The organism is Pseudomonas sp. GCEP-101 (assembly GCF_025133575.1).
GTDB lineage: Bacteria > Pseudomonadota > Gammaproteobacteria > Pseudomonadales > Pseudomonadaceae > Pseudomonas > Pseudomonas nitroreducens_B.
Genome location: NZ_CP104011.1, coordinates 1,002,942 through 1,028,877 on the forward strand (window position 1 = coordinate 1,002,942; position 25,936 = coordinate 1,028,877).

The 25,936-nt window shown below is 68.6% G+C and carries 23 protein-coding genes and 1 pseudogene; 13 read left to right on the forward strand and 11 right to left on the reverse strand.

Annotated elements, in window-relative coordinates:
* Positions 1 to 26: 26 nt before the first annotated feature.
* The gene (locus N0B71_RS04670) at positions 27 to 482 is read left to right on the forward strand and encodes a DUF2214 family protein (RefSeq protein ID WP_259757539.1); all 456 of its coding nucleotides are present in this window, start codon (positions 27 to 29) and stop codon (positions 480 to 482) included.
* Positions 483 to 603: 121 nt separating this feature from the next.
* Entirely contained in the window at positions 604 to 1,275 is a 672-nt protein-coding gene (locus tag N0B71_RS04675; RefSeq protein WP_259757540.1) for a hypothetical protein, read from the forward strand.
* On the opposite strand, the gene N0B71_RS04680 is transcribed toward N0B71_RS04675, so the two are convergent.
* Genes N0B71_RS04680 through N0B71_RS04690 form a run of 3 tightly spaced genes read right to left on the reverse strand, consistent with a single transcriptional unit; the run spans position 1,242 to position 3,356 of the window.
* Positions 1,242 to 2,096 (reverse strand): arylamine N-acetyltransferase family protein, encoded by an 855-nt coding sequence (locus tag N0B71_RS04680; RefSeq protein ID WP_259757541.1) that lies wholly within the window; start codon positions 2,094 to 2,096, stop codon positions 1,242 to 1,244. The two genes, N0B71_RS04675 and N0B71_RS04680, sit on opposite strands and share 34 nt — an antisense overlap.
* 22 nt (positions 2,097 to 2,118) lie before the next feature.
* Complete coding sequence (locus N0B71_RS04685) at positions 2,119 to 2,619, reverse strand: cupin domain-containing protein (RefSeq protein WP_259757542.1); 501 nt, start codon at positions 2,617 to 2,619, stop codon at positions 2,119 to 2,121.
* Positions 2,616 to 3,356, reverse strand: coding sequence for an NAD-dependent epimerase/dehydratase family protein (locus tag N0B71_RS04690; RefSeq protein ID WP_259757543.1), 741 nt, complete (start codon positions 3,354 to 3,356; stop codon positions 2,616 to 2,618). The genes N0B71_RS04685 and N0B71_RS04690 overlap by 4 nt, the downstream gene beginning before the upstream one ends.
* Positions 3,357 to 3,537: 181 nt before the next feature.
* Between N0B71_RS04690 and N0B71_RS04695 the strand changes: the two genes are divergently transcribed.
* Together N0B71_RS04695 and N0B71_RS04700 are read left to right on the forward strand one after the other, a co-directional pair.
* Complete coding sequence (locus N0B71_RS04695; protein ID WP_259757545.1) at positions 3,538 to 4,098, forward strand: NADPH-dependent FMN reductase; 561 nt, start codon at positions 3,538 to 3,540, stop codon at positions 4,096 to 4,098.
* 150 nt (positions 4,099 to 4,248) lie between these two features.
* Entirely contained in the window at positions 4,249 to 5,004 is a 756-nt protein-coding gene (locus tag N0B71_RS04700; RefSeq protein ID WP_259757546.1) for a hypothetical protein, read from the forward strand.
* Here N0B71_RS04700 and N0B71_RS04705 read toward each other — a convergent pair whose 3' ends face one another.
* Positions 5,005 to 5,304: a chaperone modulator CbpM gene (locus N0B71_RS04705; protein WP_259757547.1), complete on the reverse strand. Its 300-nt coding sequence runs from the start codon at positions 5,302 to 5,304 to the stop codon at positions 5,005 to 5,007.
* The gene (gene cbpA / locus N0B71_RS04710; RefSeq protein WP_259757548.1) at positions 5,301 to 6,269 is read right to left on the reverse strand and encodes a curved DNA-binding protein; all 969 of its coding nucleotides are present in this window, start codon (positions 6,267 to 6,269) and stop codon (positions 5,301 to 5,303) included. Before cbpA ends, N0B71_RS04705 begins: the two co-directional genes overlap by 4 nt.
* Before the next feature lie 255 nt (positions 6,270 to 6,524).
* Between cbpA and pdxR the strand changes: the two genes are divergently transcribed.
* A complete protein-coding gene (gene pdxR, locus N0B71_RS04715) occupies positions 6,525 to 7,955 on the forward strand; it encodes a MocR-like pyridoxine biosynthesis transcription factor PdxR (RefSeq protein WP_259757549.1) in 1,431 nt (476 codons plus the stop codon).
* Between the two features lie 503 nt (positions 7,956 to 8,458).
* Here pdxR and speA read toward each other — a convergent pair.
* From speA to N0B71_RS04735, 4 genes are all read right to left on the reverse strand, one after another.
* A complete protein-coding gene (gene speA, locus N0B71_RS04720) occupies positions 8,459 to 10,372 on the reverse strand; it encodes an arginine decarboxylase (RefSeq protein ID WP_259757550.1) in 1,914 nt (637 codons plus the stop codon).
* 284 nt (positions 10,373 to 10,656) lie between these two features.
* The gene (locus N0B71_RS04725; protein ID WP_259757551.1) at positions 10,657 to 11,028 is read right to left on the reverse strand and encodes a translation initiation factor Sui1; all 372 of its coding nucleotides are present in this window, start codon (positions 11,026 to 11,028) and stop codon (positions 10,657 to 10,659) included.
* Positions 11,029 to 11,350: 322 nt separating this feature from the next.
* On the reverse strand, positions 11,351 to 11,890 hold the full coding sequence (locus N0B71_RS04730; RefSeq protein WP_259757552.1) for an NUDIX hydrolase: 540 nt from the start codon (positions 11,888 to 11,890) through the stop codon (positions 11,351 to 11,353).
* Between the two features lie 3 nt (positions 11,891 to 11,893).
* On the reverse strand, positions 11,894 to 12,958 hold the full coding sequence (locus N0B71_RS04735; protein WP_259757553.1) for a DUF2333 family protein: 1,065 nt from the start codon (positions 12,956 to 12,958) through the stop codon (positions 11,894 to 11,896).
* Between the two features lie 288 nt (positions 12,959 to 13,246).
* On the opposite strand from N0B71_RS04735, the gene N0B71_RS04740 reads away from it, so the two are divergent.
* Together N0B71_RS04740 and N0B71_RS28215 are read left to right on the forward strand one after the other, a co-directional pair.
* A complete protein-coding gene (locus N0B71_RS04740) occupies positions 13,247 to 14,857 on the forward strand; it encodes a response regulator (RefSeq protein ID WP_259757554.1) in 1,611 nt (536 codons plus the stop codon).
* Between the two features lie 1,570 nt (positions 14,858 to 16,427).
* Positions 16,428 to 16,943 (forward strand): annotated as a pseudogene (locus tag N0B71_RS28215) (methyl-accepting chemotaxis protein); the annotation flags it as partial.
* Positions 16,944 to 17,179: 236 nt separating this feature from the next.
* On the opposite strand, the gene speB reads toward N0B71_RS28215, so the two are convergent.
* Together speB and N0B71_RS04755 are read right to left on the reverse strand one after the other, a co-directional pair.
* Entirely contained in the window at positions 17,180 to 18,142 is a 963-nt protein-coding gene (gene speB / locus N0B71_RS04750; protein ID WP_259757556.1) for an agmatinase, read from the reverse strand.
* Between the two features lie 96 nt (positions 18,143 to 18,238).
* Positions 18,239 to 19,330, reverse strand: a complete 1,092-nt coding sequence (locus N0B71_RS04755; RefSeq protein WP_259757557.1) for a polyamine ABC transporter substrate-binding protein — start codon at positions 19,328 to 19,330, stop codon at positions 18,239 to 18,241.
* Positions 19,331 to 19,445: 115 nt separating this feature from the next.
* Between N0B71_RS04755 and N0B71_RS04760 the strand changes: the two genes are divergently transcribed.
* From N0B71_RS04760 to prmA, 6 genes are all read left to right on the forward strand, one after another.
* The gene (locus tag N0B71_RS04760) at positions 19,446 to 20,354 is read left to right on the forward strand and encodes a LysR family transcriptional regulator (protein ID WP_259757558.1); all 909 of its coding nucleotides are present in this window, start codon (positions 19,446 to 19,448) and stop codon (positions 20,352 to 20,354) included.
* 161 nt (positions 20,355 to 20,515) lie between these two features.
* Positions 20,516 to 22,369, forward strand: a complete 1,854-nt coding sequence (locus N0B71_RS04765; RefSeq protein ID WP_259759474.1) for a protein-disulfide reductase DsbD — start codon at positions 20,516 to 20,518, stop codon at positions 22,367 to 22,369.
* 149 nt (positions 22,370 to 22,518) lie between these two features.
* A complete protein-coding gene (gene aroQ, locus N0B71_RS04770) occupies positions 22,519 to 22,962 on the forward strand; it encodes a type II 3-dehydroquinate dehydratase (protein ID WP_192434396.1) in 444 nt (147 codons plus the stop codon).
* Positions 22,963 to 22,986: 24 nt separating this feature from the next.
* Positions 22,987 to 23,454, forward strand: a complete 468-nt coding sequence (accB, locus tag N0B71_RS04775) for an acetyl-CoA carboxylase biotin carboxyl carrier protein (protein ID WP_259757559.1) — start codon at positions 22,987 to 22,989, stop codon at positions 23,452 to 23,454.
* 17 nt (positions 23,455 to 23,471) lie between these two features.
* Positions 23,472 to 24,821, forward strand: a complete 1,350-nt coding sequence (gene accC / locus N0B71_RS04780; RefSeq protein ID WP_259757560.1) for an acetyl-CoA carboxylase biotin carboxylase subunit — start codon at positions 23,472 to 23,474, stop codon at positions 24,819 to 24,821.
* Between the two features lie 177 nt (positions 24,822 to 24,998).
* Complete coding sequence (gene prmA / locus N0B71_RS04785; protein WP_259757561.1) at positions 24,999 to 25,877, forward strand: 50S ribosomal protein L11 methyltransferase; 879 nt, start codon at positions 24,999 to 25,001, stop codon at positions 25,875 to 25,877.
* Positions 25,878 to 25,936 lie beyond the last annotated feature (59 nt).

Sequence of the window (25,936 nt, forward strand, 5' to 3'; positions counted from 1 at the left end):
AAAAGGCCCCCGTAGAGGACCCACCCATGGCCCAAGCCATTGCCGCGTACCTGCACTACCTGTCGATCTTCCTGCTGTTCGCCCTGCTGGTGCTGGAGCACCAGCTGTTCCGCCTGCCGCTGGACCTGTCGCGGGCGCGCAGCCTGGTAATCGTCGACCTGGCCTACGGCGCCTGCGCGGGCCTGGTGCTGCTGACCGGCGCGGCGCGGGTCGTCTGGTTCGCCAAGGGCGCGGACTACTACCTGCACAACAGCCTGTTCCACGCCAAGGTCGGCCTGTTCGTGCTGGTGGGGCTGCTGTCGATCCTGCCGACCATGACCTTCCTCAACTGGCGCAACGAGCTGCGGGCCGGGCGCGTGCCGGTGCCCGGCGAACGCCAGGCGAAGCGGGTGATCATGGTCATTCGCCTGGAGCTGCTGGCCCTGCTGGTCCTGCCGCTGCTGGCGACGCTGATGGCGCGCGGCTTCGGGATGATCGGCTGAGCAGGTGGCTTCGCTCATCCGCCCAGCCACTTTCCTACAGACAGAGCCGAGCAATCCGATTCAGGCGACGCCTTGATCGGCGGATGCTCCTGCGCAGTTTCGACTGCCGCAGGACCTCTGCATGCCTTCCCGCTTCCCGCGCCGCGCGCCCTGGCGGGGCCTTTCGCTGCTCGCCGCGCTGGCCCTGGGCGGCTGCGCCAGCAATGAATTCACCCTGGAAGCCGACCTGCCGGGGGATTTCGCCCTGGCCGGCGACGCGCGCTATTCCCTGCCTGCGGGCAGCCATTGCGGCGCGGCAGCCGACAGCATCACCCAACGCCTATTCACCACCGACGGCCATGCCCAGCGGCCGCACCGGGTCAGCTATCAGGTACCGCTGAGCCTGAGCAGCGATGGCTGCCGTCGCGAGCTCAGCCACATCCGCCTGGCAATGGACGGCGAATCGGCCAGCCATCCCCTGGAAGCCTTCGCGCCGGACGTCAGTTACGCCAACCTCGCCATCCGCAGCCAGCTCGCGCCCGGCAGTGCGGGCATGCCCAAGCACGGCGTGCGCATCTTCGACGGGCGCTGCCGCTGGTTGCTGCCCGACTCGCCCAGCGGCGAACGGCAACTGCAGTGCAACGCCTCCGACATCAACGGCCAATGGTTCGACGCCAAGCCCGGCGGCGAGCTGCAGCGCGACCAGTTGCCCGGTCGCATCGTGCGACTGGCCATCGGCGTGGCGCCGGATATCCCCGCCAGCGCCGAGCAGCCGGGGGCTCAGACCCTTTCGGCAGCCGACTCCAGCAACTGAGCCAGCCGGCGCCGCAAGGCCGGCACTTCACCTTCGGCCGCTTGCAGGCCGAAGCGCTCGCACAGCAGCATGAGCAGTTCGTCGGCCTGCGTGATGTTGCGCTGCTCGACGCTGCCATCGGCACTGCGCCGGTTGAACTGGCCGTTGAGCAGCGACAGCCGCGCACCGCCTTCGCTGAGCGCCACCCGCAGGGAGGTGCGGAACACACTCTGCGGGAAGGTCGAGGTGTACCAGTTGCGCATGCCGTAGTCGGCCCAGTGCTGTGGTTCCAGGGTGAAGCGGTACAGCGTCTGCCAGCCGGACGCCGAGCGCGTGGCCATTTCCAGTTCGCCATCGAGCGCGCCACTGATGCGCCAGTTGCCGGGCAGGGTTTCGTTCAGCCGCAGCGGCAACGCGCGGGGCGACGCCGGGCCGCCGAAGCCGATGTCCACCAGGTGCGGGCCCTCGGCCAGGTCGACGCGCAGCAGCAAGTGGGTCTGCGGGGTCAACGGCGCCTCCGCCGGCAAGCCCCAGCGCACCCGCGCCACCAGCAGCGTCACGCGGTAATCCAGGCTGCTCAGCAGGCGGGCGAACAGGCTGTTCAGTTCGAAGCAGTAGCCGCCGCGGTGCCCTTCGACGACCTTGGCGAACACTGCGTCGGGCTCGATCAGGATGGGCTTGTCCAGCAGCACGTCGAGGTTCTCGAACGGCAGGTGATGCAAGGCCGCGACGATCAGCCGGTCGAGGTTCTCCAGCGTCGGCGCTGGGCGCTCGGGCGGCAGGCCGAGGCGCGCCAGGGTCGCGTCGAGCTGGGCGGCGGTGAAGGGGGTGAGCGGGGTCATGCGAGTCTCCTTTCGCGAAGCATCAATGGTGCGGGGCGGCGGGTTCCGGAATCACCAGCGGGCCGCAATTATCATCGCTGACGATCACTGCCAGCAGCCGCGCGGGTTCGCTGGCGCTGGCGTTCTCGGCGAACAGGTGCAGCGCGCGGCTGGGCTCGAACCAGGTCTGGCCCGCGCTGTAAGTCTGCGCCGGCTGGCCCTGCATCTGCGAGCGCACCTGGCCGCTGAGCACGATGGCGGTCAGCGCGCCGGGGTGGCGGTGCGCGGGGGTATGGGCATCGGGCGGGAAATCCACCTGCAGGGTGGTCACCACCTTGCCCGGCAGATCCGCCAGCGGCTCGCAGGACAGGCGCGTCACCTGCGTCGTCGGCCGCGCGCCGGTCGCGTGCCCGGCCTGGCTGTCGGCCAGGCTCGCCAATGGCCGCGACCAACCCTGCCAGCTCAACGCCCCCGCCGCGAGCGCCGCGAGAGCCGCCACCAGCACCAGGCCGCCGCGCGCCTCGCGTCCGAGCGCGAGGTTCATGCCGGCACCCCCGCCAGGCGTACGCCTGGTTGCCAGCCCAGGCGATGGCGCGCCTTGGCCGAGCTGACCTCGATGTCCTGCTCGGCGATGTTGTAGGCCCCGTGCGCGCCCCACTGCAGCGCCAGCAAGGCGGCGCGGGCGGCATCGTCGACGTGCACGGACAAGCGCGGATCGGCCCGCTCGGCGCCGGTTCCCGGGCCGTAGAGGCGCCCGTAGCGCAGCACGATGCCCTCCAGGGGGTATGCGCCGAGCACGGCCTCCTCCAGCGCCGCCACGCCGCCGACGCTGATGGCGCGCGGGCCTTCGGCGGCCAGGTCCAGCGGATGTTCCTCGTGCAGCGGCAATTCGCCCGGCGCATAGGCCCAGGCGATGCTCTGCGCCACCATGCGCTCCACCCCCGCGGCGCGGGCGGCGGCCACCAGGTTGGCCGTGCCCTCCCGGCGCAGGCGTGCGTTGCGCGGCTGCGCGGCGGGCATCAGGGCGGGGTCGAGGCCGGCCGGCAAGTCCGTGAGCTGATGAATCACCCAGCGCGGCTGGAAGGCCAGCACGGCATCGTGAAGGGCGCGCGCGTCATACACGTCCAGCACCATCGCCTGGGCGCCGGCAGCTTCGAGTGCGGCGGCGCGCTGCGCGCTGCGGCTGATCGCCAGCACCTGGTAGCCGCGCTCCAGCAGCATCGGCAGCAAGCGCTGGCCGATGGCGCCCGTGGCGCCGGCAAAGAACACTTTCATGCACATGGGGACCTCGAAGGGGCAGTGGGGACTCGTCGCCACTCTAGCCAGGCCATGCCCCACCCCACAGTGCCAAGATCACCTCGAACGACTGGGACATGCTTCCCGAAGCTTGATTCATGTCCACGCAATGTCACCCGCATCGTCTATAACAAACGGCTCAATACCCCGATCCTGAGGAGTCGTCATGAGCCAAGTCTTCGATGTTGCCGTGGTCGTCGGCAGCCTGCGCAAGGAATCCCTGAACCGCAAGATCGCCAAGGCATTCGCTGACCTGGCGCCGGCCAACCTGAAGCTGTCGATCGTGGAGATCGGTGACCTGCCGCTGTACAACGAGGAGCTTGACGTGGGCACCCCGCCCGCCAGCTACACCGCCTTCCGCGAGCGCATCGCCCGTGCCGACGCGGTGCTCTTCGTCACCCCGGAATACAACCGCTCGGTGCCCGGCGTGCTGAAGAACGCCATCGACGTCGGCTCGCGTCCCTATGGCAAGAGCGCCTGGAACGCCAAGCCCTGCGCCGTGGTCAGCGCCTCGCCGGGCGCCATCGGCGGCTTCGGTGCCAACCATCACCTGCGCCAGTCGCTGGTGTTCCTCAACATGCCGGTGCTGCAACAGCCCGAAGCCTACCTGGGCGGCGCGGGCAGCTTCTTCGACGACGCCGGCAAGCTGTCCGAGAAGACCCAGCCCTTCCTCAAGAGCATCATCGACGCCTTCTCCGCCTGGATCGAACAGAACCAGCCGCGCTGATCGCCCCCGGGCGCCGGCCCCGGCCGGCGCTCGCCGTTCTGTGCAGCGGGTCGCAGGCTACCGGACAAAGTCCGATTCCGCCGCGATCCGACTGGTCGCCCCTCCCGCGCCGCGCCATGGTTCAGGCCCGCCTTATCCGCCGGACCGACCATGCACCCGCGCCCGCTCCGTCTCTGCCTGCCCGCCCTTGCACTGCTGGCCGCGTGCAGTTCGCCCCCGGTCCACAAGGACATCGACGGCGAAGGCTTCGCCGCCGGGCAGATGCTGCAGAACGACGCCAACCGCGCCGCCAACCTGGCCATGCGCGATAACCTGCAAAGCCTCTCGCTGCTGCTCGACAAGCTCTACAAGCGCAACCCGCGGCAGTGGAAGAAGACCGGCGCCGCCTCCCGCGACGCGGCGCACAAGGTGGTAATGGATGCCATCGTCGACCAGCAGCCGTTGCCCGGCCTGGGCGACAAGCGCTCGGTGGCCGCACTGCCGCTGGCCTTCGATGCCGACTTCGAGGGCGACCGCGCCGGCGCGCTGATCTACGGCCTGGGCAGCATGCTGGTGGAGCTTTACGGCGGCACCACCACCCAGCACCTGCTCAGCGGCCTGAACGCACAGAAGACCGCCAACGCGGCGTGGAACATCGAGGTCGCCGCCTGGCTGCTGGCCAGCCGCACCGACGCGGCGGGCCAGCCGCTGCTGCTGTCCAACGAGATCAGCAGCGCCGGGCGCAACCTGTCCTTCGAGCGTGAATTCGGCCGCATGATCGGGCGCCTGGAACTGCTCGCCCAGACCAGCGACGAAAGCCTGCGGCGCAGCGGCATCAACTACGTGCAGGGCCTGCTCGCCGCGCCGATCATCGGGCTGGTGCAGTTCATCCCGCTGGATGCCGCCTCGGCAGCGGCCACCCAGTAGCTACTCCAGCAGACGCGCCAGGCGCTGGCGCAGGTAGCGGTTTTCCGCGCGCAGCTCCTCCACCTCGTCCAGCAGGCGCAGCGCCAGGGCGATGCCCGGCCAGTCCAGCTCGAACTCGCGGCGCAGGCGCACGGCACGGCGCACCACGCTGACCGCCTGGTAATCGAACACCCAATGCCCGCCGCGTTGTTCGCGGGGCTCCACGATGCCCACCTCGACGATCTCGACGAGTACGTCGCGGGGCAGGTTCACCGACTGGCAGAGCTCGTCGAGGTCCACCACCATCACTGTCGTCGTCATGCGCGTTTACCCCAATCGGCACGGGGGTCGAAGGCCGCCTTGGCGGCCAGTTCTTCCCAGAGTTTGCGGGTCGCTTCGTCCGCCGCCTTCGGCATCACCACCTTGAGCACGGCGTAGAGATCGCCGGCGGCGGCGTCGCCCTTGTTCGGCAGGCCCTTGCCCTTGATGCGCAGGCGCTGGCCGGCCTGGCTGTTGGCCGGGATGCCGAGGTTGATGCGCCCGCCCAGGGTGGGCACTTCCACCTTGGCGCCGAGCGCGGCCTCCCACGGCGCCACTGGCACGGTGACGACCAGGTCGCGACCCTCGACATCGAACAGCGGGTGCGGCACCAGGCGGATCGCCAGGTACAGGTCGCCAGCCGGGCCGCCGTTGACGCCCGGCGCGCCCTGCCCCTTGAGGCGGATGCGCTCGCCGTCGGCAGTGCCCACGGGGATCTTCACGTTCAGCGTCTTGCTCTGCGGCGGCAGCTTGCGGCCGTACTCGTCGTAGCTGGGCAGGCTGAAGCTGATCGGCCGGCTCTCGCCGGAAAGGGTTTCCTCGAGGAACAGCGGGACCTCCATCTCCACATCCTGGCCACGATGCGGCTGCGGCTGGCGAGCGCCGCCGAAGCCACCACGGGAGCCGCCGGCGCGGGCGCCGAAGATCTGCTCGAAGAAGTCGGAAAAGTCCTGCTCATGCCCCGGCGACGGGTCATCGAAGCCTCCGCGCGGCTGCCAGCCGGGCGGCGCCTCGAACTGCGGGCCCTGCGCGCCGTAGCGACGCAGCTCGTCGTACTCGGCGCGCTTCTCCGGGCTTTTCAGCACCTCGTAGGCTTCGGAGACGTCCTTGAACTTCGCCTCGGCGTCCGCCTCCTTGCTGACGTCCGGGTGGTATTTGCGCGCGAGCTTGCGGTAGGCGGTCTTGATCGCCTTCTCGTCGGCGTCGGGTTCAACCCCGAGCGCCGCGTAGTAATCCTTGAATTCCATCGATCTCCTCACATGCGTTGGACCTGTCGGCGCCTGGGACACGGGGATTCGCGCGGGCAGCCGAAGCCGCTGCGCGCACTGCGGGGCGAACAGGTGGAAAAAACGGGTTTCTGCGACAACAGATGGAGTCGCGGCGCCTGCTTTTCAACACTGCCTGCAAGCCTAGACGCTGATCCTGCAGGGCGGCTGCCGGGACGTGTTGATGCCGGTCATGGCATAGTCGGCTTTCCGCTTTCCCGGCAATCGACCCAGGCCATGACCGCTCCCCTCGATTCGTTCCGCCAGCCGCTGGACCCGAGCCACGAGCTGCCCATCTACCGCCAGTTGTACGGACGCATCCGCGACGCCATCACCCGCGGCGCCCTGCGCCCTGGCGAGCGCGTGCCGCCCGTGCGCGGGCTGGCCGGCGAACTGGGTGTGGCGCGCGGCACGGTGGAGCTGGCCTACCAGTTGCTGACCAGCGAAGGCTATCTGCAGGCGCGCGGGCCGGCGGGCACGGTGGTGTCGCCGCAGCTGGCGGGGCGCAGCGCCGCCGCGTCGGCGGTGGCGGCCTCGCCGGCAACCGTCGAGCGCACCCTGCCCGGCCTGATCGCCCACGGCCCGGCGTTGCGCCCGTTCCAGCTCGGCGTGCCGGCGCTGGATGCCTTCCCCCGCGCGCTCTGGGCGCGCCTGTGCGCGCGCCGCCTGCGCCAGCAGAGCGCAGCCATGCTGGCCTACCCGGAGCCCTGTGGCTACGGACCCTTGCGCGAGGCGGTCTCCGGTTACCTGGGCATTTCCCGAGGGATCATCTGCGACCCGGCGCAGGTGTTCATCTGCGCCGGCTACCAGGGCGCGCTGGACCTGATCAGCCGCACCCTGCTCGAACCCGGCCAGCGTTTCTGGCACGAAGACCCGGGCTATCCGCGCGGCCGCGAGCTGCTACGCCGGGCCGGCGGGGTGCCGGTGCCGGTTGCGGTGGACGGCGATGGTCTGCGCGTGGAGGACGGCATCGCCCGCGCGGCGGATGCGCGCTTCGCCCTGGTCACGCCGTCGCAGCAGAGCCCCACCGGCGTCGCCCTGAGCCTGTCGCGCCGCCTCGCCCTGCTGGACTGGGCCGCCGGCAGCGGCGCCTGGGTGGTCGAGGACGACTACGACAGCGAGTACCGCTATGCCGGCTTCCCGCTGCCGGCGCTGAAAAGCCTCGACCGCGCCGGGCGCGTGCTCTACACCGGCACCTTCAGCAAGGTGCTCTACCCCGCGCTGCGCCTGGGCTATCTCGTGGTACCGGCGGCGTTGGTGGATGACTTCGTGCGCGCCCAGCAGGTGTTTTCTTCCGGCTGCGCGGAGCTGCTGCAGGCGACCCTGTGCGACTTCATGCAGGAGGGCCATTTCGCCCGCCACCTCAAGCGCACCCGCACGCTGTACGCCCAGCGCCGGCAGTGGCTGCGCAGCGCGCTGGAAGCACGCCTCGGCGAGCGCCTGCGCTTTGCCGACACGCCGGGGGGCCTGCATCTGATCGGCGCGCTGGAGCAGGACGACCTGGCCGTCGCCCGCCGCGCCCACGCCGAGGGGCTGGGCCTGCAGGCGCTGAACGCCTGGTGCGTGGAGGCCAAGCGCGCGCCGGCGCTGATGATGAGCTTCACCAATGTCAGCGATGAGCCGCTGGCCGGGCGCCTGGCAGAGCGCCTGGCGGCGCTGCTGGAGTGAGGCAGGAGGCTGGGCGGGCGGAGAAGGTTCCGCTGCGACGGGCTTCGCGACCGGGTTTGCTACCTGGAACATCGTGGCGCGGCCTGCCCTCTCCCCCGCCCTCTCCCTGAAGGGAGAGGGAGCTGTCCGTGCCGGCTGACGCCACGGATTCCTCCTGCACCGACCGGTTCCTCTCCCTTGGGAGCAGGGGCGCAGCCAGGGCGGGGGAATCAGGCAGACCGTGGGGCGCATGACCCGGAACGGGTTATGCGCCGATTACCCGTGGCGGATAACGCTGGCGCGTTATGCGCCCTACGATCTCGGGCGGGAAAGGATCCGCCCCGCCAGCTTTCGCGGACAAGGCCCGCTTCTTCACCCCAGGCCGCCCCCGTCCCCCTGTAGGAGCGAGCTTGCTCGCGAACAGCCTTGGCGATGGAACACCACCGTTCGCGAGCAAGCTCGCTCCTACGAAGAGCAAAAAGCCCCGCCGAAGCGGGGCTTTCATCACGCCGACCGCCGACCGATCAGGACGACAGGTAGGCCGAACGGGTCAGGCCCAGGCGCAGCGCGTCGAGGAACTGCGTGCGCTCGCGCGCGGTGAGCTTGGCCCCGGCGACCTTGTCGCGGTAGTGGGTCATCAGCTCCTCGGGCGACAGGTGCACGTAGCGCAGCATGTCCTCGATGGTGTCGTGGGTCTCGATGCCGGCGTGGTAGTAGCTGCCGTCGGCGTTCTGGTAGACGTTCACCGAGTCGGTGTCGCCGAACAGGTTGTGCATGTCGCCGAGGATTTCCTGGTAGGCGCCGACCAGGAAGGTGCCGATCAGGTAGTCCTCGCCTTCCTTCACGTCGTGCACCGGCATGCTGGTCTCGATGCTCTGCTCGTCGACGTACTGGGTGATCTTGCCGTCGGAGTCGCAGGTCAGGTCCTGCAGCACCGCGCGGCGGGTCGGTTCCTCGCCCAGGCGGTGGATCGGCAGGATCGGCAGTACCTGGCCGATGGCCCAGGTGTCGGGCAGGCTCTGGAACACCGAGAAGTTGCAGATGTACTTGTCCGCCAGCTTGTCATTGAGCTCGTCGAGCACCTGGCGATGCGAGCGCTGGTGAGCCTTGAGCTGGTTGTGCAGGCGGCGGCAGATGGCGAAGTAGCACTGCTCGGCCAGGGCCTTCTGCGCAAGGCTGATCTTGCCCTCGGCGTACTGCGCGGCGGCGTCGCTCATGTAGTGGGTGGCGCGCCAGTAGGTCTCGGTGACCATCTCGGCGTCGGTCGGGCCAAGCAGGTCGGCCAGCCACTGGACGATTTCCGGCTGTTCGGCCAGGTCGGTGATGGTCGGTAGCTCGTCGTTGTGCCGCTCGACGTCGGTGACCTGGGTGATCAGCACCGCGTGGTGCGCGGTCAGCGCGCGGCCGCTCTCGGAGAAGATGTGCGGGTGCGGCAGGCCCTGGGCGTCGCAGAATTCCTTGAGCATGCCCACCACCACACCGGCGTAATCGTCGATGTCGTAGTTGATCGAGCTGGCGTTGCGCGAATGGGTGCCGTCGTAGTCCACGCCCAGGCCGCCGCCGACGTCCACGTGGTCCACCGGCAGGCCGAGGGCGCGCAGTTCGCCGTAGTAGCGGATGGCTTCCTTGAAGCCGTGCTGGTAGTCGGCCAGGTTGGCGATCTGCGAGCCCATGTGGAAGTGCAGCAGGCGCACGCCCTGGTCCAGACCGGCGGCGCGGAAGCGCTCGACCACCGACAGCAGCTGCGCGGCGGACAGGCCGAACTTGGCCTTCTCGCCACCGGTGTCGGCCCACTTGGAGGAGGCCAGCGAGGACAGGCGCACGCGCAGGCCGACCTGGGGCAGCACGCCGATGACGGCGGCTTCCTCGATCACCAGCTGAACCTCGGACTCCTTCTCGATCACGATGAACACGTTGTGGCCGAGCTTCTGCCCCATCAGCGCCAGCTTGATGAACTCGCGGTCCTTGTAGCCGTTGCAGACGATGGTGCCGCCCTTGGGCGCCAGCGCCAGCACGGCCATTAGCTCGGGCTTGGAGCCGGCTTCCAGGCCGATGGAGACGTTCTGGGTGGCGATGATGCTCTCCACCACCGCTTCCTGCTGGTTCACCTTGATCGGGTACAGCGCGGTGTAGCGGCTGCCGTACTCCAGGCGCGCGATGTTGGCGTCGAAGGCGCCGGTGAGCTTGCGCACGCGGTCCTGGAGGATGTCCGGGAAGCGCACCAGCAACGGCAGCGACAGGCCCGCCTCGCGCAGCTGCTCGACCAGCGCATGCAGATCGATCGGCTGGGCATCGGCGCCCTGCGGGCGAACTTCCACGTTACCGGCGTCGTTGATGGCGTAGTAGCCCGCGCCCCAGTGGCGAATTCCGTAGATGCTGCGGCTGTCAGCCACGGTCCAGTTGCTGCCGTCGTCTTTGCGGGTCCGTCTAGCGGCCATGCGTGGTGGTCTCCTCAAATAGCGCGAATGTGTGCAGGCGCCCGCCCGGCGTGCGGGTGAGTCGTTCGAGGCCTGCTGGTGTAACCCTAGCCGGGACTCGTGACGATGCCGTGTTGACCGCCGGGCTTGGCGGTAAGTTTAGGAAAATCCGACGACGCGCCCAGGGCGCGCCGGTAAATCTCCCATCTAGGGAAAGGGCTTGCCGGCGCCGCGCAGTCTGCGCATCGCCTGGAACCCGTTCTCGACAGGGGAGAGTCGCTTGCCCGTTCAGGCAGGGGGACGGATCAGCCGCCGGATTTCTTCGCCTTGAGGCCGCGCTTGGCCAGCTCTTCGAGCAGCAGGTCGACGTGGTCGCCCTGGATCTCGATGATGCCGTCCTTCAACGCGCCACCGGTGCCGCAACGCTTCTTCAGCGCGGTGGCCAGGTCCTTGAGCGCATCGGCCGCCAGCGGCACGCCGGTCACCGTGGTCACGGTCTTGCCGCCGCGGCCCTTGGTTTCCCGACGCACGCGAGCGATGCCGTCGCCGGCCGGAATCTCGGCCTGCTTGCAGGTGCACGCGCCAATGGGCTGATTGCAGTCCGGGCAGTGCCGGCCGGCATCAGTGGAATAGACGAGCCCGCCGAGGGCGGACAGGGAGGATGCTTTCTTGACCACCGGGCGTTTCCCCAGGATTGGCCTCTTCGGGCCAGGTCAACGAATGGCCGGCTGGCGCCGACCGCGACGCCCCACTCAGGCAGGGGCTGCGCAATTCCCGGTGGAGGACCCTGCCGGAAAGGTCGCGCAATTTAGCAGCATTGGAGGCAAATGCTAAGAGCGAAAATGCGTCATTGATCGGCGGTTTGGCGACATACCGGCCACACCGGCGCCTGGAAGGGGGGCAGTAGGAGCGAGCCTGCTCGCGAACGAACCCCGCTGCGGAGTCCGGTTCGCGAGCAAGCTCGCTCCTACGAAGAGCAGTCCGCAGGGGATTGATGCGTCAGAAACTCACCAGATACTTGCGCAACGCCGCCAGCGAATCGGGGCAATACGGCGTGCCCGCCTTCGCCTCGGCCAGCACCTGGTGCGGGTCGATAAAGCGCGCTTCCAGCACTTCCTCGGGCTGCAGCTTCAGCGGCGCATCGGACACGGCGGAGAACACCGCGCACCACAGGCGGTTGTCCGGCTGGTCGAAGAAGAAGGTGCCATGCGCGCGGAGTTCGACGCCGGCAATGCCCAGCTCCTCTTCCAGCTCGCGGGCGGCGGATTCGGCGTAGCTCTCGTCCGCCTGCACCATGCCGCCGGCGGCCGGGTCCCAGTAGCCGGGGTAGATCGCCTTGCTCAGGGTGCGGCGGTGCACGCACAGCTCGCCAGCGGAGTTGAACAGCAGGATGAAGGTGCCCCGGCCGATCAGCCCGCGCGCGCGCAGCTCGGCGCGCGGCAGGCTGCCGAGCAGCTGGTCGTCATCGTCGACCCAGGCGATCTTCTCCGCGTCGGAGGCCGCCCGGTGGGCGGCTTCCCTGTCGCTGATGGCCGCCATGGATCAGCCCTGGGCCAGCAGCTGGCGCAGGTCGATGATCGCGGCGTTGGCGCGGGAGATGTAGTTGGCCATGACCAGCGAGTGGTTGGCCAGCACGCCGAAGCCGCTGCCGTTGAGGACCATCGGGCTCCACAGCGGCGCCTCGGCGGCCTCCAGCTCGCGGATGATCTGGCGCACGCTGACGGTGGCGTTCTTCTTCGCCAGCACGTCGGCGAAGTCCACCTCAATGGCGCGCAGGATGTGCGACAGCGCCCAAGCCTGCCCACGGGCTTCGTAGAACACGTTGTCGATCTGCATCCAGGGGGTTTCCTGGATCACTTCCTCGACTTCCGGCGCCTGGCCCGGGGTGACCGGCTTGAGCGGGGTGATGTTGGTGTTCAGCTTGACCCGGCCGACGCTGGCCGAGAGGCGCTGGGACAGCGAGCCCAGGCGGGTGGAGACGTCGCCCAGCCAGTTGTTCAGGCTGTCGGCGCGGGCGTAGAACTGCGCGCCGGCGGGGTCGGCGGACAGGCGGGCGAGGTAACGGTCCAGCGACTTGATGCCCTCGGCGTACTCCGACTCGGAGGACGGCAGCGCCCAGCTCTTGTTGTCGAAGTTGAAGCGCGGCTCGGCGCGCGCCAGGTCCGCGTCCTCGGTGGACTGCGACTGGGAGCGGGCGAAGTCCTTGCGCAGCGCGCGCGACAGATCGCGCACCTGGACCAGCGCGCCGTATTCCCAGCTGGGCATGTTGTCCAGCCAGACGCCCGGCGGGAAGATGTCGTTGGACAGGTAGCCGCCGGGCTTGTTGAGCAGCGTGGCGACCACTTCCTTGAGGGTTTCGACGGTGGTGTAGCCCACCACCATCTGCCGGCCCGCGCGTTCGGCGGCGGCCTGGGCGTTCTGCTGCACGGGGAAGAGGTCCGGCTCCTGGCTCCAGTACCAGCCGATGGCCCCGCAGATCACCAGGTAGACGCCCAGCAGACCACCCAGCACGCGGCCCAGCCAGGGCCCGCCGAAGTAGGCGCGCGCGTCGTCCACCGAGTCATTCACGCGATCACGCACGGAGCCGCGTTTCTTCCAGTTCCACATGGCAAGTTCCTTGATGTCCCGAATTCGAAGATAGCTTGGACCTGCAACCGGCCCCAGGGTGCCGGGATTTTAGGCCCACCGGCGCCAGCATGCCGCACGGCGGCAGGTCAGCGCAGCCTACCCTGCGCATGGTGCTCGGTAATGGTGCGAATTACAAAGCTTCGGATGTTTGACCGAAGGCACTGTTATTGCCATCCAGGATTGGTAGCATAGGGCCATCACTGTGTATCACGGCGGAAACATCTTCGCCCCGCAGGCCGCCGGTACGGCTCAATAAAGAAGCGCGCGATGACCGAGCTCGATGATCCCTCCCTGGACCGCCTCAAGCATCACTTCGCCCAGCGGGTGATCCACCAGGCCCGTCACCTGCTGGAAGTCTGGCAGCGCCTGTCGCGCTCGGAGTGGAACAGTGCCGGGATGGCCGAGCTGGCCGAGGCCTGCCTACGCCTGCAGCGCTACGCCGAACGCTTCGAGCAGGCCGAACACGCCGACCTGGCCAAGGGCATCGACCAGTGCCTGCGCGCCGTGCAGGACAACCGCGGGCGCCTGTCCAGCGAACTGATCACCGAACTCAACCGGTTGATGCAGCGCCTGTCGCGCACCGGCCTGCGGCATGGCGACCAGTTCGAGCAGACCCACCTGCCGCCGCTGCGCAAACCCGTCTACCTCGCCCTGCAGGACCAGGAGCGCGCCGAGCGGCTGGCCCAGCAGCTGGAATTCTTCGGCATGGCCGCGCAGGCCTGCGAGCACGCCAGCGCCTTCCGCGCCGCCATGGCCGACCGCCACCCGGCGGCCATCGTCATGGAAATCGATTTCGCCGGCGGCCAGGGCCTGGCGCTGGCCGACGAGGCCCAGGCGGGCCTGAAGCAGAAGCTGCCGGTGCTGTTCTTCAGCCACGAGGAAACCGACACCCCGACCCGCCTGGCCGCTGCCCGCGCCGGTGGCCAGGACTTCTTCAGCGGCGCGCTGGACGCCTCCGGCCTGCTGGAGAAGATCGAGACCCTGACCCGCGTGGCGCACTACGAGCCGTTCCGCGTGCTGATCGTCGACGATTCCCGCGCCCAGGCCGCGCACACCGAGATGGTCCTCAACAGCGCCGGCATCGTCACCCGCGCGCTCACCGCGCCGCTGTCGGTGATGGCCGAGCTGGCCGAGTTCCAGCCGGACCTGATCATCCTCGACATGTATATGCCCGAGTGCCTGGGCACCGAGCTGGCCAAGGTGATCCGTCAGCACGAGCGCCACGTGAGCGTGCCAATCATCTACCTGTCTGCCGAGGATGACCTGGACAAGCAGCTCGACGCCATGAGCGAAGGCGGCGACGATTTCCTCACCAAACCGATCAAGCCGCGCCATCTGATCGCCACCGTGCGCAACCGCGCCGCCCGCGCGCGCAGCCTGAAGGCGCGGATGGTGCGCGACAGCCTCACCGGCCTGTACAACCACACCCACACCCTGCAGTTGCTCGACGACGCCCGCTTCCGCGCACGCCGCGAAGAGCGCCCGCTGACCTTCGCGATGCTCGATATCGACCACTTCAAGCGGGTCAACGACACCTACGGTCATCCCATGGGCGACCGCGTGATCAAGAGCCTGGCGCTGTTCCTCAAACAACGCCTGCGCAAGACCGATCACATCGGCCGCTATGGCGGCGAGGAGTTCGCCGTGGTGCTGCCCGATACCGACGCCGACGCGGCGCGCAAGGTGCTGGAGGAAATCCGCCAGCGCTTCGCCGAGATCCACTACCCCGCGCAACCCCACGACCTGTCCTGCACCTTCAGCTGCGGCATTGCCGAACTGGGCGAGGACATGGACATCAAGACCCTGGCCAAGCAGGCCGACGAGGCCCTGTACCGCGCCAAGCACGGCGGCCGAAACCGCGTCGAGGTCTACACCTGACCCCCGCCGCTCTGCCGCGGCGCTTCCCGACCGAATGCTGGCACCGTGTCATCAGCCAGTAACCAAACTGCAATAGCTTCAGGGCTCGCCGTTTTTTCGCCGTCGGTCGAGACCTGCCATGCGCCTCAAGCTGCTCACCAACCTCAACACCGTCCTGCTCCTGCTCGTCTGCCTCGCCCTGGGCGCCACCCTGTGGTGGTCGCAACGCGCCCTGGAGCGCCCCTTCAGCCTGATGGACCGTTACCTGGAACTCTCCCAGGGCTTCGAGCGGCAGGTGGCGCAGAACATCCAGGCGTACCTGGCCAGCGGCGACGCACTCAAGCAGAAGGCCGCCCAGCAGGGCCTGGACGAACTGGCGAACGAACTGCCGCAACTGCCGGACAGCCTCCGCCAGCGGCTGGGCCAGAGTCTCGACGAGCTGCAGCAGTTCAGCGGCAACCAGTTGCTCGCCGCCGGCAAGCTGGCGGGTGATCCCCAGGGCCTGCTGCTGCAGGCCGAACGTGACCTGCTGGCGGCGCTGGACCAGCTCGGCGCCTATGCCGATGCCAGCCAGAACCCCGCGGCCGCCGAGTACCGCACGCCGCTGCTGCAGGCCGGCCTGCACCTGACACGCCTGGCCCACGCCCGCGCCAAGCTGGTGGACAGCGGCAACCCGGCGCTGGCCGAGGACATCCAGCGCGAGCTGGACACCCTGCGCCAGCTGGCCGAGCGCATCGATGCCCTGCCGCTGCTAGGCGTGCTGGAGCAGCAGGCCTCGGCTTCCGACGACTTCGCCGCGATGATGGGCCTGGAGTCCCAGCCGGCCGCGCAGGCGCACAGCGAAGACCGTGGCGTGACGCTCAAGCGTGACCTCGCCGGCGTGCTGCGCCGCTACCCGGACGAGCTGAACCGCACCCGCCTGCTGATCGCCCAGCGCCAGGCGCTGGCCACTGCCACCGCCCAGCGCCTGGGCGCCGTACAGCAGGCCCTGGCGACCCTGGAGCCGCAGGTGCGCGGGGAGCGCGCGAAGATCCAGGCGCAGGTGCGGGTGATCCAGGGCGCGCTGATCGCCCTGATCCTCGCCACCGCCCTGCTCATCGATACCCTGCAACGGCGCCTGGCACGGGTGCTCGGCCAACTGGTGCCGGCGCTGTCGACCTGGGCGCGCGGCGACTTCGCCCACCCTATCGCGCTGGCCACCCGCACCCGCGACCTGCTGGAGTTGCAGGAATCGCTGAACCGCCTGCGCGACTTCCTCGGCACCCTGGTCGGCACCATTCACCAGCGCGCCGAGGAAGTGGCCGGCAGTAGCCGCGCCCTGGCCGAACTGTCCGGCGGCCTGCATGCCGGCGCGGAGCGCCAGGCCAGCGACACCGGGGAAATCCGCGATGCCTTGGGCAACATGGAAGCGGCGATCCAGCAGGTGGCCGGCGACGCCAGCCAGGCCGCCTCGGCCAGCCACGCCGCCGGCCTGGCCGTCGAGCAGGGCCAGCAGGTGATCGGCAACAGCCTCAGCGGCATGCGCGCGCTGGTGGACGAAGTGCAGAGCAACGCCCAGGCCATCGAGAACCTGGCGGAGGAGTCGGCCACCATCGCCAACGTGCTGGGGGTGATCCGCTCCATCGCCGAACAGACCAACCTGCTGGCGCTCAACGCCGCCATCGAGGCCGCGCGCGCCGGCGAGCAGGGCCGGGGGTTCGCCGTGGTGGCCGAGGAAGTGCGCTCGCTGGCCCTGCGCACTGCCGGCGCCACCGAGGAAATCCAGCAGCTCACCGCGCGCCTGCAGCAGGCCGCGCGGCAGTCGGTGGAGGCGATGCGCAGCCAGGTGCAGCATGCGGAAGTCACCGCCAGCCAGGCCGGTGCCGCCGAGGGCGCGCTGGACGAGGTGGTCGGCGCCATCCGCACCATCGCCAGCATGGCCGAGCGCATCGCCGAGAGCTCCGCCCAGCAGAGCGGCGCGGTCAGCGACATCCGCTCCCACAGCGAACGCATCCACGCACTGGGCAGCGAGAACCTGCGCCTGATCGGCCAGGGCCGCAGCCAGGGCGAGCAGTTGCAGGAGCTGGGCGGCGCGTTGCATACCGCTGTGCGGGCGTTTCGGGTGTGACCCCAACCGTACCGTCTTGAATGCCTGGGGTCGGGCATTTTGTAGGATGGGTGGAGCGCAGCGATACCCATGCTGTCTGCACGCGGCGATTGATGGGTATCGCTGCGCTCCACGCCATCCTACGTCCGCGACTTCCTGTCACCGCAGGCGCTGGGGCGGTTCGCGAGCAAGCTCGCTCCTACGAAGAGCGCACCCTGTAGGAGCGAGCTTGCTCGCGAACGCCGTTCAGGCCGCGCTCAACGCTCGCCGAGCTTGTGCCGCGCCGCGTACAGGCAAACCATCTCCATCGCCAGGGTCGCGCCGGCCAGGGCGGTGATCTCGGCGCTGTCGTACGGCGGCGCGACTTCCACCACGTCCATCCCCACCAGGTTGATACCGCGCAGCGCACGGAGGATTTCCAGCGCCTGGTGCGAACTCAGCCCGCCGCAGACCGGCGTACCGGTGCCCGGGGCGAAGGCCGGGTCGAGGCAGTCGATATCGAAGGTCAGGTACACCGGGTGCTCGCCCACCCGCGCGCGGATGCGTTCGGCAATGGCCTGCGGCGACGTGCGGTGGACTTCGCGCGCGTCCAGCACCTGGAAGCCCATCACGTCGTCGTTGGTGGTGCGCAGGCCGACCTGCACCGAGCGCGCCGGGTCGACCAGCCCCTCGCGGGCGGCGTGGTAGAACATGGTGCCATGGTCGATGCGCTGACCGTCCTCGTCCGGCCAAGTGTCGCTGTGGGCGTCGAAGTGGACCAGCGACAGCGCTCCGTGCTTCTTCGCGTGGGCCTTGAGCAGCGGATAGCTGATGAAGTGGTCGCCGCCCAGGGTCAGCAGTGCGCAACCGGCATCGAGGATGTGCGCGGCGTGGGCTTCGATGACGTCCGGGGTTTCCTGCGGTACGCCGTGGTCGAAGGAGCAGTCGCCGTAGTCGATCACCGCCAGGTGATCGAAGGGGTCGAATTCCCAGGGGAAGTGTCTGGCCCAGGCCATCTGCACCGAGGCGGCGCGGATCGCCCGCGGCCCGAAGCGGCTGCCGGGGCGGTTGGTGGTGGCGGTGTCGAAGGGCACGCCGCTCACCACCAGATCGACGCCGCGCAGGTCCCGGCTGTAGCGGCGGCGCATGAAGCTGGTGATGCCAGCGTAGGTGGATTCGGCGGCGGTGCCATACAGGCTGTCGCGGGTGATGGCCTGGTCGTTGTCGTGGGCGTGGTCCATGGTGTCCTCGTTTTCAGTGGGTCACGGTGTCGGATAGGGGAGCGCCCCAGGGGCGCGATCGCGGGCATGGCCCGCTCCTACAGGCAGTGGTCGGGCTCAGCCCCGCGTCCGAAACGCCGACCACAGCCGCGTCCGCTCGCGCTGCTGTTTCAAGGTCAGCAACTGCTCGCCGAACAGCTTCTGGCGCATGGCCGCAGGCGGGTAGATGTCCGGGTCGCCGGCGACATCGGCATTGAGCAGCGGCGTGGCCTTGAGGTTGGCGTTGGCGAAGTACAGGGTGTTGGTCAGCTCGGCGATGGACTCCGGGCGCAGCATGAAATCGATGAAGGCGCGCGCCTCCTGCGGGTGCGGGGCGTCCACGGGGATGGCCATGGTGTCGAACCAGAGCAGCGTGCCTTCGCGGGGAATCCGGTAGATCACCTCGAACGGCTTGTTCGCCTGTTTGGCCTGCGCGGCGCCCATCAGGGCATCGCCGGTATAGGTCAGGGCGACGCACAGGGTGCCGTTGGCCAGGTCGTTGATGTGCTTGCCGCTGGCGATGTAACGCACGTGGGGCTGCAGTTTTTCCAGCAACTGGCGGACCTCGGCCAGGTCCGCCGGGTCGGTGCTGTACGGGGGCTTGCCCAGGTAGTTGAGCGCCACGCTGATGACCTCCTGGGGCGAGTCGATCAGCGACAGGCCGCAATCGGCCAGGCGGCTGGCGTACTCGGGCTTGAACAGCAGGTCGAGGCTATCCAGCGGCGCGTCGGGAATGCGCTTGAGCACCGCGTCCTTGTTGATCGCCAGGCCCACGGTGCCCCAGGTGTAGGGCACGCCGAAGCGATTGCCGGGATCGATGGCGGCGAGCTTGGCCAGCAGTTCCGGGTCGAGGTTGGCGAGGTTCTTCAGCTGCGCACCGTCCACCGGCTGCACCGCCTTGGCCTGGATGGCGCGGGCCAGGCCGCTGCTGGCGGGGAAAACCACGTCATAGCCGCTGCGGCCGGTCATCAGCTTGCTATCGAGCACCTCGGCGCTGTCGAAGGTGTCGTATTTGACGCGGATGCCGGTTTCCGTCTGGAAGCGCTGCAAGGCATCGGCGCCGACGTAATCCGCCCAGTTGTACAGGTTGAGCACCCGCTCCTGCGCCGGCAGGGGCATGGCCAGGGCCGCGGCCAGCGCCGCGAGAGAAGCCCGGAAGAACCCACGCATGATCATCGCCTCGGGTTGTTGTGGTTATGGGGGCGAGCATGGGGCGGGCTTTACTTTGCAAAAATACAAAGTTAATTACTTTGGCATTTCATCGAAGCAATGTTTGGAGACGGCCATGCTCAGCCAATTGCGCGACCTCGACCTGCAACTGCTGCGGCTGTTCGTCACCGTGGTGGAGTGCGGCGGCTTCAGCGCCGCGCAGGGCGAACTGGGCCTGAGCCAGCCCAGCATCAGCATCCAGATGGCCAAGCTGGAGACGCGCCTGGGCTACCGCCTGTGCGAGCGCGGCAAGGGCGGCTTCCGCCTGACGCCCAAGGGCGAACACCTGCTGCAATCGACGCGGCGGCTGTTCGTCGCCATCGAGGGCTTCCGCGACGAGGCGCGCGGCGTGGCGGACAAGCTGCTGGGCGAGGTGCGCATCGGGTTGTCCGAGGGGCTGGACGTGGCAGTCCTGGCGCAGCTCTCCGGGGCGATCCGCCGCTTCCGCCAGCGCAACGAGGCCGTGAACCTGGAGCTGATCACCGCCGCCCCCGCCGAGCTGGAGCGCCTGCTCCTGCAGGACCGGCTGCACCTGGCGGTCGGCTACTTCGCCGGCACCCAGGCGGCGCTGGAGCACCGCACCCTGTTCATCGAGGCGCAGGGGCTCTACTGCGGCGCCGGACATCCGGCCTTCAGCGAGCCGCAGCCGACCCGCGAATCCCTGGCGGACGCCGACCAGGTGCTGCATCCCTATCGCTTCATCGCCGCCGACGAACCGCTGCAGACCAGCCGCAGCAGCGCCCGCTGCGAGCAGGTGGACGGCAGCCTGGCGTTCATTCTCTCAGGCGCGCACGTCGGCTACCTGCCCCGGCACGTCGCCCAGCCGTGGATCGAGCGCGGCCAATTGCGCGAACTGCTGCCCGGCGAGCTGGGCTTCGACGTGGCCTTCAGCCTCACCCGTCACCGCGGCCGCCACCCCGGCGACGCCGAGCAGGCCTTCGTCAGCGACCTGCTGGCCGCCTTCGGACAGCACGCGGCCGATTGACGCAGCGGCGCGGCGGGAACCGATCCACGTAGGCGCAGTCCCACAGCGTCGATCACGTCTTGTGACAGCTCTTGCGGCAACGCCTCGGGCCGGGCCGGGAGCTTTCCGCTATCATGCCCGCCACCGATATGCCCGCCCACCACGTAGTCCGCGAGATGTCCATGCGCCGCCTGCTTACCCTGCTCCTGCTCCTGGTCGCCCTGCCCGCTGCCGCCGGCCTGTTCGACAAACCCGCCGACAAGGGCGGCTTCGCCGTCGGGCAACCGGCCAAGGGCGACTTCCTGCCGGTAGCCGAGGCCTTCCGCGTCAGCGTCGAGGACAGCGACAGCCAGCAGGTGAAGCTGCGCTTCATTAACGCCGACGGCTACTACCTCTACCAGCACCGTTTCAGCTTCAAGGTCGAGCCTGCCGACAGCGGCGTGAGCGTGGGCGAGGTGAAGCTGCCGCCGGGCAAGCAGCACCACGACGACTATTTCGGCGACACCGTCGTCTACTACGCCATCACCGACATCGACGTGCCGCTGGTCAATCCGCAGCACAGGCCCTTCACCCTGGTGGTCAGCTACCAGGGCTGCGCCGACAAGGGCCTGTGCTACGCGCCGGAGACCACCCGCCTGCAGATCGCCGATGGTCAGGCGGCCAGCGTGGTGAGCGGCCCCGCGCCCTCCGCCGCCGCCAAGTCCGCCGCCGCTTCGAGCAATCCGCTGGCCAGCCTGCTGGGCGACCACGAGCCGGGCAAGATCAAGAAACTCGGCCGCGCGCTGGTGATCTTCTTCCTCCTGGGCCTGGCGCTGACCTTCACCCCCTGCGTGCTGCCGATGCTGCCGATTCTCTCCGGCGTCGTGCTGCGCGGCCGTCCGGGCGGCATGCGCGGGCTGACGCTGTCGCTGGCCTACGTGCTGCCGATGGCGGCGTGCTACGCGGTGCTCGGCACCCTGATGGGCCTGTTCGGCGCCAAGCTCAACCTGCAGGCGATGTTGCAGTCGCCCTGGGTACTGATCCCCTTCGCGGCCTTCTTCGTGGTCTTCGCCATCGCCATGTTCGGCGCGTTCGAGCTGCGCCTGCCGGGCTTCGTCCGCGAGCGCCTGGACGCCATGGCGAACAACACCCGCGGCGGCTCCATCGCCGGCGCGGCCACCCTGGGCGTGCTCTCCAGCCTGCTGGTGTCGCCCTGCGTCACCGCCCCGCTGGCCGGCCTGCTGCTGTACATCAGCAGCACCGGCGACGCGGTGGGCGGCGGGCTGCTGCTGTTCTCCCTCGGTCTGGGCATGGGCACCCCGCTGGTGATCTTCGCCGTCGGCGGCGGTGCTCTGCTGCCCAAGAGTGGCGCCTGGATGAACGGCGTGCGCAACGTCTTCGGCGTCATGCTGCTGGCGGTGGCCATCTGGATGCTCGAACGCCTGGTGTCCGGGCCGGTGGCGCTGACCCTCTGGGGCACCCTGGCCGGCGGCGTCGCCCTGGCCATCGGCACGCTGGAACTGGGGCCGAAGAAGCCGCTGCAACGCCTCGGCCAGCTGTTCGGCCTGATGCTGCTGGTCTACGCCGTGGCCGCCTGGACCGGCGCCCTGCGCGGCGAGTCCGACCCGCTGCACCCGCTGGGCCGTAGCGGCCCTGGCCAGCATGCGGGCCCGCCCAGTTCCACGCCCGGCGACTGGCAGAACATCACCACCCCGGCGCAGCTCAACGCTGCCCTGGCCAGCGCCCAGGCCGCCGGTCGGCCGGTGCTGCTGGACTGGTACGCGGACTGGTGCATCAGCTGCAAGATCATCGAGCGCCAGGTGCTGCCCGCGCCGGAAGTCCAGTCGCAGCTGCCCGGCTTCGTGCTCTTGCGCTTCGACATGACCGCCAGCACCGAAGAGCAGCGCGCCCTGCTCGACCGCTACAACCTGTTCGGCCCGCCTGCGCTGCTGTTCTTCTCGCCCAAGGGCGACGAATGGAGCGATCTGCGCATCATCGGCGAAACCGATGCGGCCACCCTCGCCGACCGCCTGAAACAGGCTGGAACGCGCTCCTGATCACAGTTTGATTGCAACGGTTCTGCCGTAATCGGCTGGCAACATGCTGACATCTACGGCAAAACCGGCATGACTGGACAGTCACGCCGGCTTTCCGGCATAGTCCCGCCCTATCTTTTCCCGCCAATAACAAGGACTACCGCATCCAGATGGCGACCTTACTGGTACTGCACGGGCCGAATCTCAACCTGCTGGGCACCCGCGAGCCCGACAAGTACGGCTCCGTCACCCTCGAGCAGATCAACCAGGACCTGGAGCGCCGCGCCCGCGAAGCCGGCCACCACCTGCTGCACCTGCAGAGCAACGCCGAGTACGAACTGATCGACCGGATTCACGCCGCGCGCAACGAAGGCGTGGACTTCATCCTCATCAATCCGGCCGCTTTCACGCATACAAGTGTCGCACTACGTGACGCATTGCTCGCAGTGAGCATCCCATTCATCGAAGTGCACCTCTCCAACGTGCACAAACGTGAACCTTTCCGGCATCACTCCTACTTTTCCGACGTGGCGGTAGGGGTGATCTGCGGTCTGGGCGCCACAGGCTACCGCCTGGCCCTGGAATCCGCCCTCGAACAACTTGAACGCCCGTGACCTCACCTGGGAGAGCGAACACTGATGGACATCCGTAAAGTCAAGAAACTGATCGAACTGCTCGAAGAATCCGGCATCGACGAACTGGAAATCAAAGAGGGCGAAGAGTCCGTACGCATCAGCCGCCACAGCAAGACCGCCGCCCAGCCGGTCTATGCCGCCGCCCCGGCCTACGCACCGGCGCCGGCTCCGGTCGCCGCCCCCGCCGCAGCGGCTGCCGCTCCGGCCGCCGAAGCCGCCCCGGCTGCGCAGAACCTGGCCGGCGCCGTGCGCTCGCCGATGGTCGGCACCTTCTACCGCGCTGCTTCGCCGACCTCCGCCAACTTCGTCGAAGTCGGCCAGAGCGTGAAGAAAGGCGACATCCTCTGCATCGTCGAAGCCATGAAGATGATGAACCACATCGAGGCCGAGACCAGCGGCGTGATCGGTCAGATCCTCGTGGAGAACGGCCAGCCGGTCGAGTTCGACCAGCCCCTGTTCACCATCGTTTAAACCGCGGGGAACCTGCGATGTTGGAAAAAGTACTGATCGCCAACCGCGGCGAAATCGCGCTGCGAATCCTGCGCGCGTGCAAGGAGCTGGGCATCAAGACGGTGGCCGTGCACTCGACCGCCGACCGCGAGCTGATGCACCTGTCGCTGGCCGACGAAGCGGTCTGCATCGGTCCGGCCCCGGCCGCGCAGTCCTACCTGCACATCCCGGCGATCATCGCCGCGGCCGAGGTCACCGGCGCCGTGGGTATCCACCCCGGCTACGGCTTCCTGGCCGAGAACGCCGACTTCGCCGAGCAGGTCGAGCGCTCGGGCTTCACCTTCATCGGCCCGAGCGCCGAGGTCATCCGCCTGATGGGTGACAAGGTGTCCGCCAAGGACGCCATGAAGAAAGCCGGCGTGCCGACCGTACCGGGCTCCGACGGCCCGCTGCCCGAGGACGAAGAGACCGCGCTGGCCATCGCCCGCGAGGTAGGCTACCCAGTGATCATCAAGGCCGCCGGTGGCGGCGGTGGTCGTGGCATGCGCGTCGTGCACCACGAGGAAGACCTGATCAAGTCCGCCAAGCTGACCCGCACCGAAGCGGGCGCAGCCTTCGGCAACTCGATGGTCTACCTGGAGAAGTTCCTGACCAACCCGCGCCACGTGGAAGTCCAGGTGCTCTCCGACGGCCAGGGCAACGCCATCCACCTGGGCGACCGCGACTGCTCCCTGCAGCGTCGTCACCAGAAGGTGCTGGAAGAAGCCCCCGCCCCGGGCATCGACGAGAAGGCCCGCGCCGAAGTGCTGGCCCGCTGCGTCCAGGCCTGCGTGGAAATCGGCTACCGTGGCGCCGGCACCTTCGAGTTCCTCTACGAGAACGGCCGCTTCTACTTCATCGAGATGAACACCCGCGTGCAGGTGGAGCATCCGGTGTCGGAGATGGTCACCGGTATCGACATCGTCAAGGAGATGCTCAGCATCGCCTCGGGCAACAAGCTGTCGATCAAGCAGGAAGACGTGGTCATCCGTGGCCATGCGCTGGAATGCCGGATCAACGCCGAAGACCCGAAGACCTTCATGCCCAGCCCCGGCAAGGTGAAGCACTTCCACGCACCCGGCGGCAACGGCGTGCGCGTGGATTCGCACCTGTACAGCGGCTACGCCGTACCGCCGAACTACGACTCGCTGGTGGGCAAGATCATCACCTACGGCAAGGACCGCGATGAAGCCATGGCGCGCATGCGCAACGCCCTGGACGAACTGATCGTCGATGGCATTAAGACCAACACCGAGCTGCACAAGGAGCTGGTCCGCGACAAGGAGTTCTGCAAGGGTGGCGTGAACATCCACTACCTGGAGAAGAAGCTGGGCATGGACAAGCACTAAGCCTGTCGCGCCTTTCTCGCTCCCTCCACAAGGGCTGCCTCCGGGCGGCCCTTGTGCTTTGTGGCCCGCTGGTGCGGCGCGGTGCCGTGCAGTAAGCTTGCCGCCTTTATCGACGGGCCGCCCAGGCGGGCCGTGGTCTTTTCCAGCCGCACTGCCGCACTATCGAGGTCCCGCCCCATGCCCTGGCTCCAAGTCCGACTCGCCATCACCCCGGATCAGGCGGAAACCTACGAAGATGCGCTGCTGGAAGTCGGCGCCGTCTCGGTGACCTTCATGGACGCCGAGGACCAGCCGATCTTCGAGCCGGACCTGGGCACCACCCCGCTGTGGAGCCACACCCACCTGCTGGCGCTGTTCGAGGCCGATACCGACGAGACGGCCCTGGTCGCCCACCTGTCCCTGCTCACCGGCGGCGAGTTGCCGCAGCACGAGATCGAGCGCATCGAGGACCAGGACTGGGAGCGCAGCTGGATGGACAACTTCAAGCCGATGCGCTTCGGCCGCCGCCTGTGGATCGTCCCCAGCTGGCACGACGCCCCGGAGCCGCAAGCGGTCAACCTGCTGCTCGACCCTGGCCTCGCCTTCGGCACCGGCACCCACCCGACCACCGCACTGTGCCTGGAATGGCTCGACGGCCAGGAACTGGCCGGCCAGAACGTCCTCGATTTCGGCTGTGGCTCGGGCATCCTCGCCATCGCCGCGCTGCTGCTGGGCGCCGAGCAGGCGGTGGGCACCGATATCGACCCGCAGGCGCTGGAAGCCTCGCGCGACAACGCCTCGCGCAACGGCATCGACCCGGCGAAATTCCCCGTCTACCTGCCCGCTGATCTGCCCAAAGCGCCAGCGGACGTCCTGGTGGCGAACATTCTGGCCGGTCCGCTGGTCACATTGGCAGAGCAGCTCACCGGCCTGGTGAAACCCGGTGGCCTGCTGGCCCTCTCGGGCATTCTCGCCGAGCAGGCCGAGGAAGTGCGCGCCGCCTATGCGAGCGCTTTCGACCTCGACCCGACCGCCGAGCGTGAAGGCTGGATCCGCATCACCGGCCGCCGCCGCTGAGTGCCCGCCGCAAAGGGCTTGAGTTAGACTAACCGCCTGTTTTTTCCGCCGGACCGCCG

Bases quoted from the DNA above. Each gene is read 5' to 3' on its own strand.
- N0B71_RS04670 (WP_259757539.1), top strand. From the start codon at position 27: ATGGCCCAAGCCATTGCCGCGTACCTGCACTACCTGTCGATCTTCCTG.
- N0B71_RS04675 (WP_259757540.1), top strand. From the start codon at position 604: ATGCCTTCCCGCTTCCCGCGCCGCGCGCCCTGGCGGGGCCTTTCGCTG.
- N0B71_RS04680 (WP_259757541.1), bottom strand. From the start codon at position 2,096: ATGACCCCGCTCACCCCCTTCACCGCCGCCCAGCTCGACGCGACCCTG.
- N0B71_RS04685 (WP_259757542.1), bottom strand. From the start codon at position 2,619: ATGAACCTCGCGCTCGGACGCGAGGCGCGCGGCGGCCTGGTGCTGGTG.
- N0B71_RS04690 (WP_259757543.1), bottom strand. From the start codon at position 3,356: ATGTGCATGAAAGTGTTCTTTGCCGGCGCCACGGGCGCCATCGGCCAG.
- N0B71_RS04695 (WP_259757545.1), top strand. From the start codon at position 3,538: ATGAGCCAAGTCTTCGATGTTGCCGTGGTCGTCGGCAGCCTGCGCAAG.
- N0B71_RS04700 (WP_259757546.1), top strand. From the start codon at position 4,249: ATGCACCCGCGCCCGCTCCGTCTCTGCCTGCCCGCCCTTGCACTGCTG.
- N0B71_RS04705 (WP_259757547.1), bottom strand. From the start codon at position 5,304: ATGACGACGACAGTGATGGTGGTGGACCTCGACGAGCTCTGCCAGTCG.
- cbpA (WP_259757548.1), bottom strand. From the start codon at position 6,269: ATGGAATTCAAGGATTACTACGCGGCGCTCGGGGTTGAACCCGACGCC.
- pdxR (WP_259757549.1), top strand. From the start codon at position 6,525: ATGACCGCTCCCCTCGATTCGTTCCGCCAGCCGCTGGACCCGAGCCAC.
- speA (WP_259757550.1), bottom strand. From the start codon at position 10,372: ATGGCCGCTAGACGGACCCGCAAAGACGACGGCAGCAACTGGACCGTG.
- N0B71_RS04730 (WP_259757552.1), bottom strand. From the start codon at position 11,890: ATGGCGGCCATCAGCGACAGGGAAGCCGCCCACCGGGCGGCCTCCGAC.
- N0B71_RS04735 (WP_259757553.1), bottom strand. From the start codon at position 12,958: ATGTGGAACTGGAAGAAACGCGGCTCCGTGCGTGATCGCGTGAATGAC.
- N0B71_RS04740 (WP_259757554.1), top strand. From the start codon at position 13,247: ATGACCGAGCTCGATGATCCCTCCCTGGACCGCCTCAAGCATCACTTC.
- speB (WP_259757556.1), bottom strand. From the start codon at position 18,142: ATGGACCACGCCCACGACAACGACCAGGCCATCACCCGCGACAGCCTG.
- N0B71_RS04755 (WP_259757557.1), bottom strand. From the start codon at position 19,330: ATGCGTGGGTTCTTCCGGGCTTCTCTCGCGGCGCTGGCCGCGGCCCTG.
- N0B71_RS04760 (WP_259757558.1), top strand. From the start codon at position 19,446: ATGCTCAGCCAATTGCGCGACCTCGACCTGCAACTGCTGCGGCTGTTC.
- N0B71_RS04765 (WP_259759474.1), top strand. From the start codon at position 20,516: ATGCGCCGCCTGCTTACCCTGCTCCTGCTCCTGGTCGCCCTGCCCGCT.
- aroQ (WP_192434396.1), top strand. From the start codon at position 22,519: ATGGCGACCTTACTGGTACTGCACGGGCCGAATCTCAACCTGCTGGGC.
- accB (WP_259757559.1), top strand. From the start codon at position 22,987: ATGGACATCCGTAAAGTCAAGAAACTGATCGAACTGCTCGAAGAATCC.
- accC (WP_259757560.1), top strand. From the start codon at position 23,472: ATGTTGGAAAAAGTACTGATCGCCAACCGCGGCGAAATCGCGCTGCGA.
- prmA (WP_259757561.1), top strand. From the start codon at position 24,999: ATGCCCTGGCTCCAAGTCCGACTCGCCATCACCCCGGATCAGGCGGAA.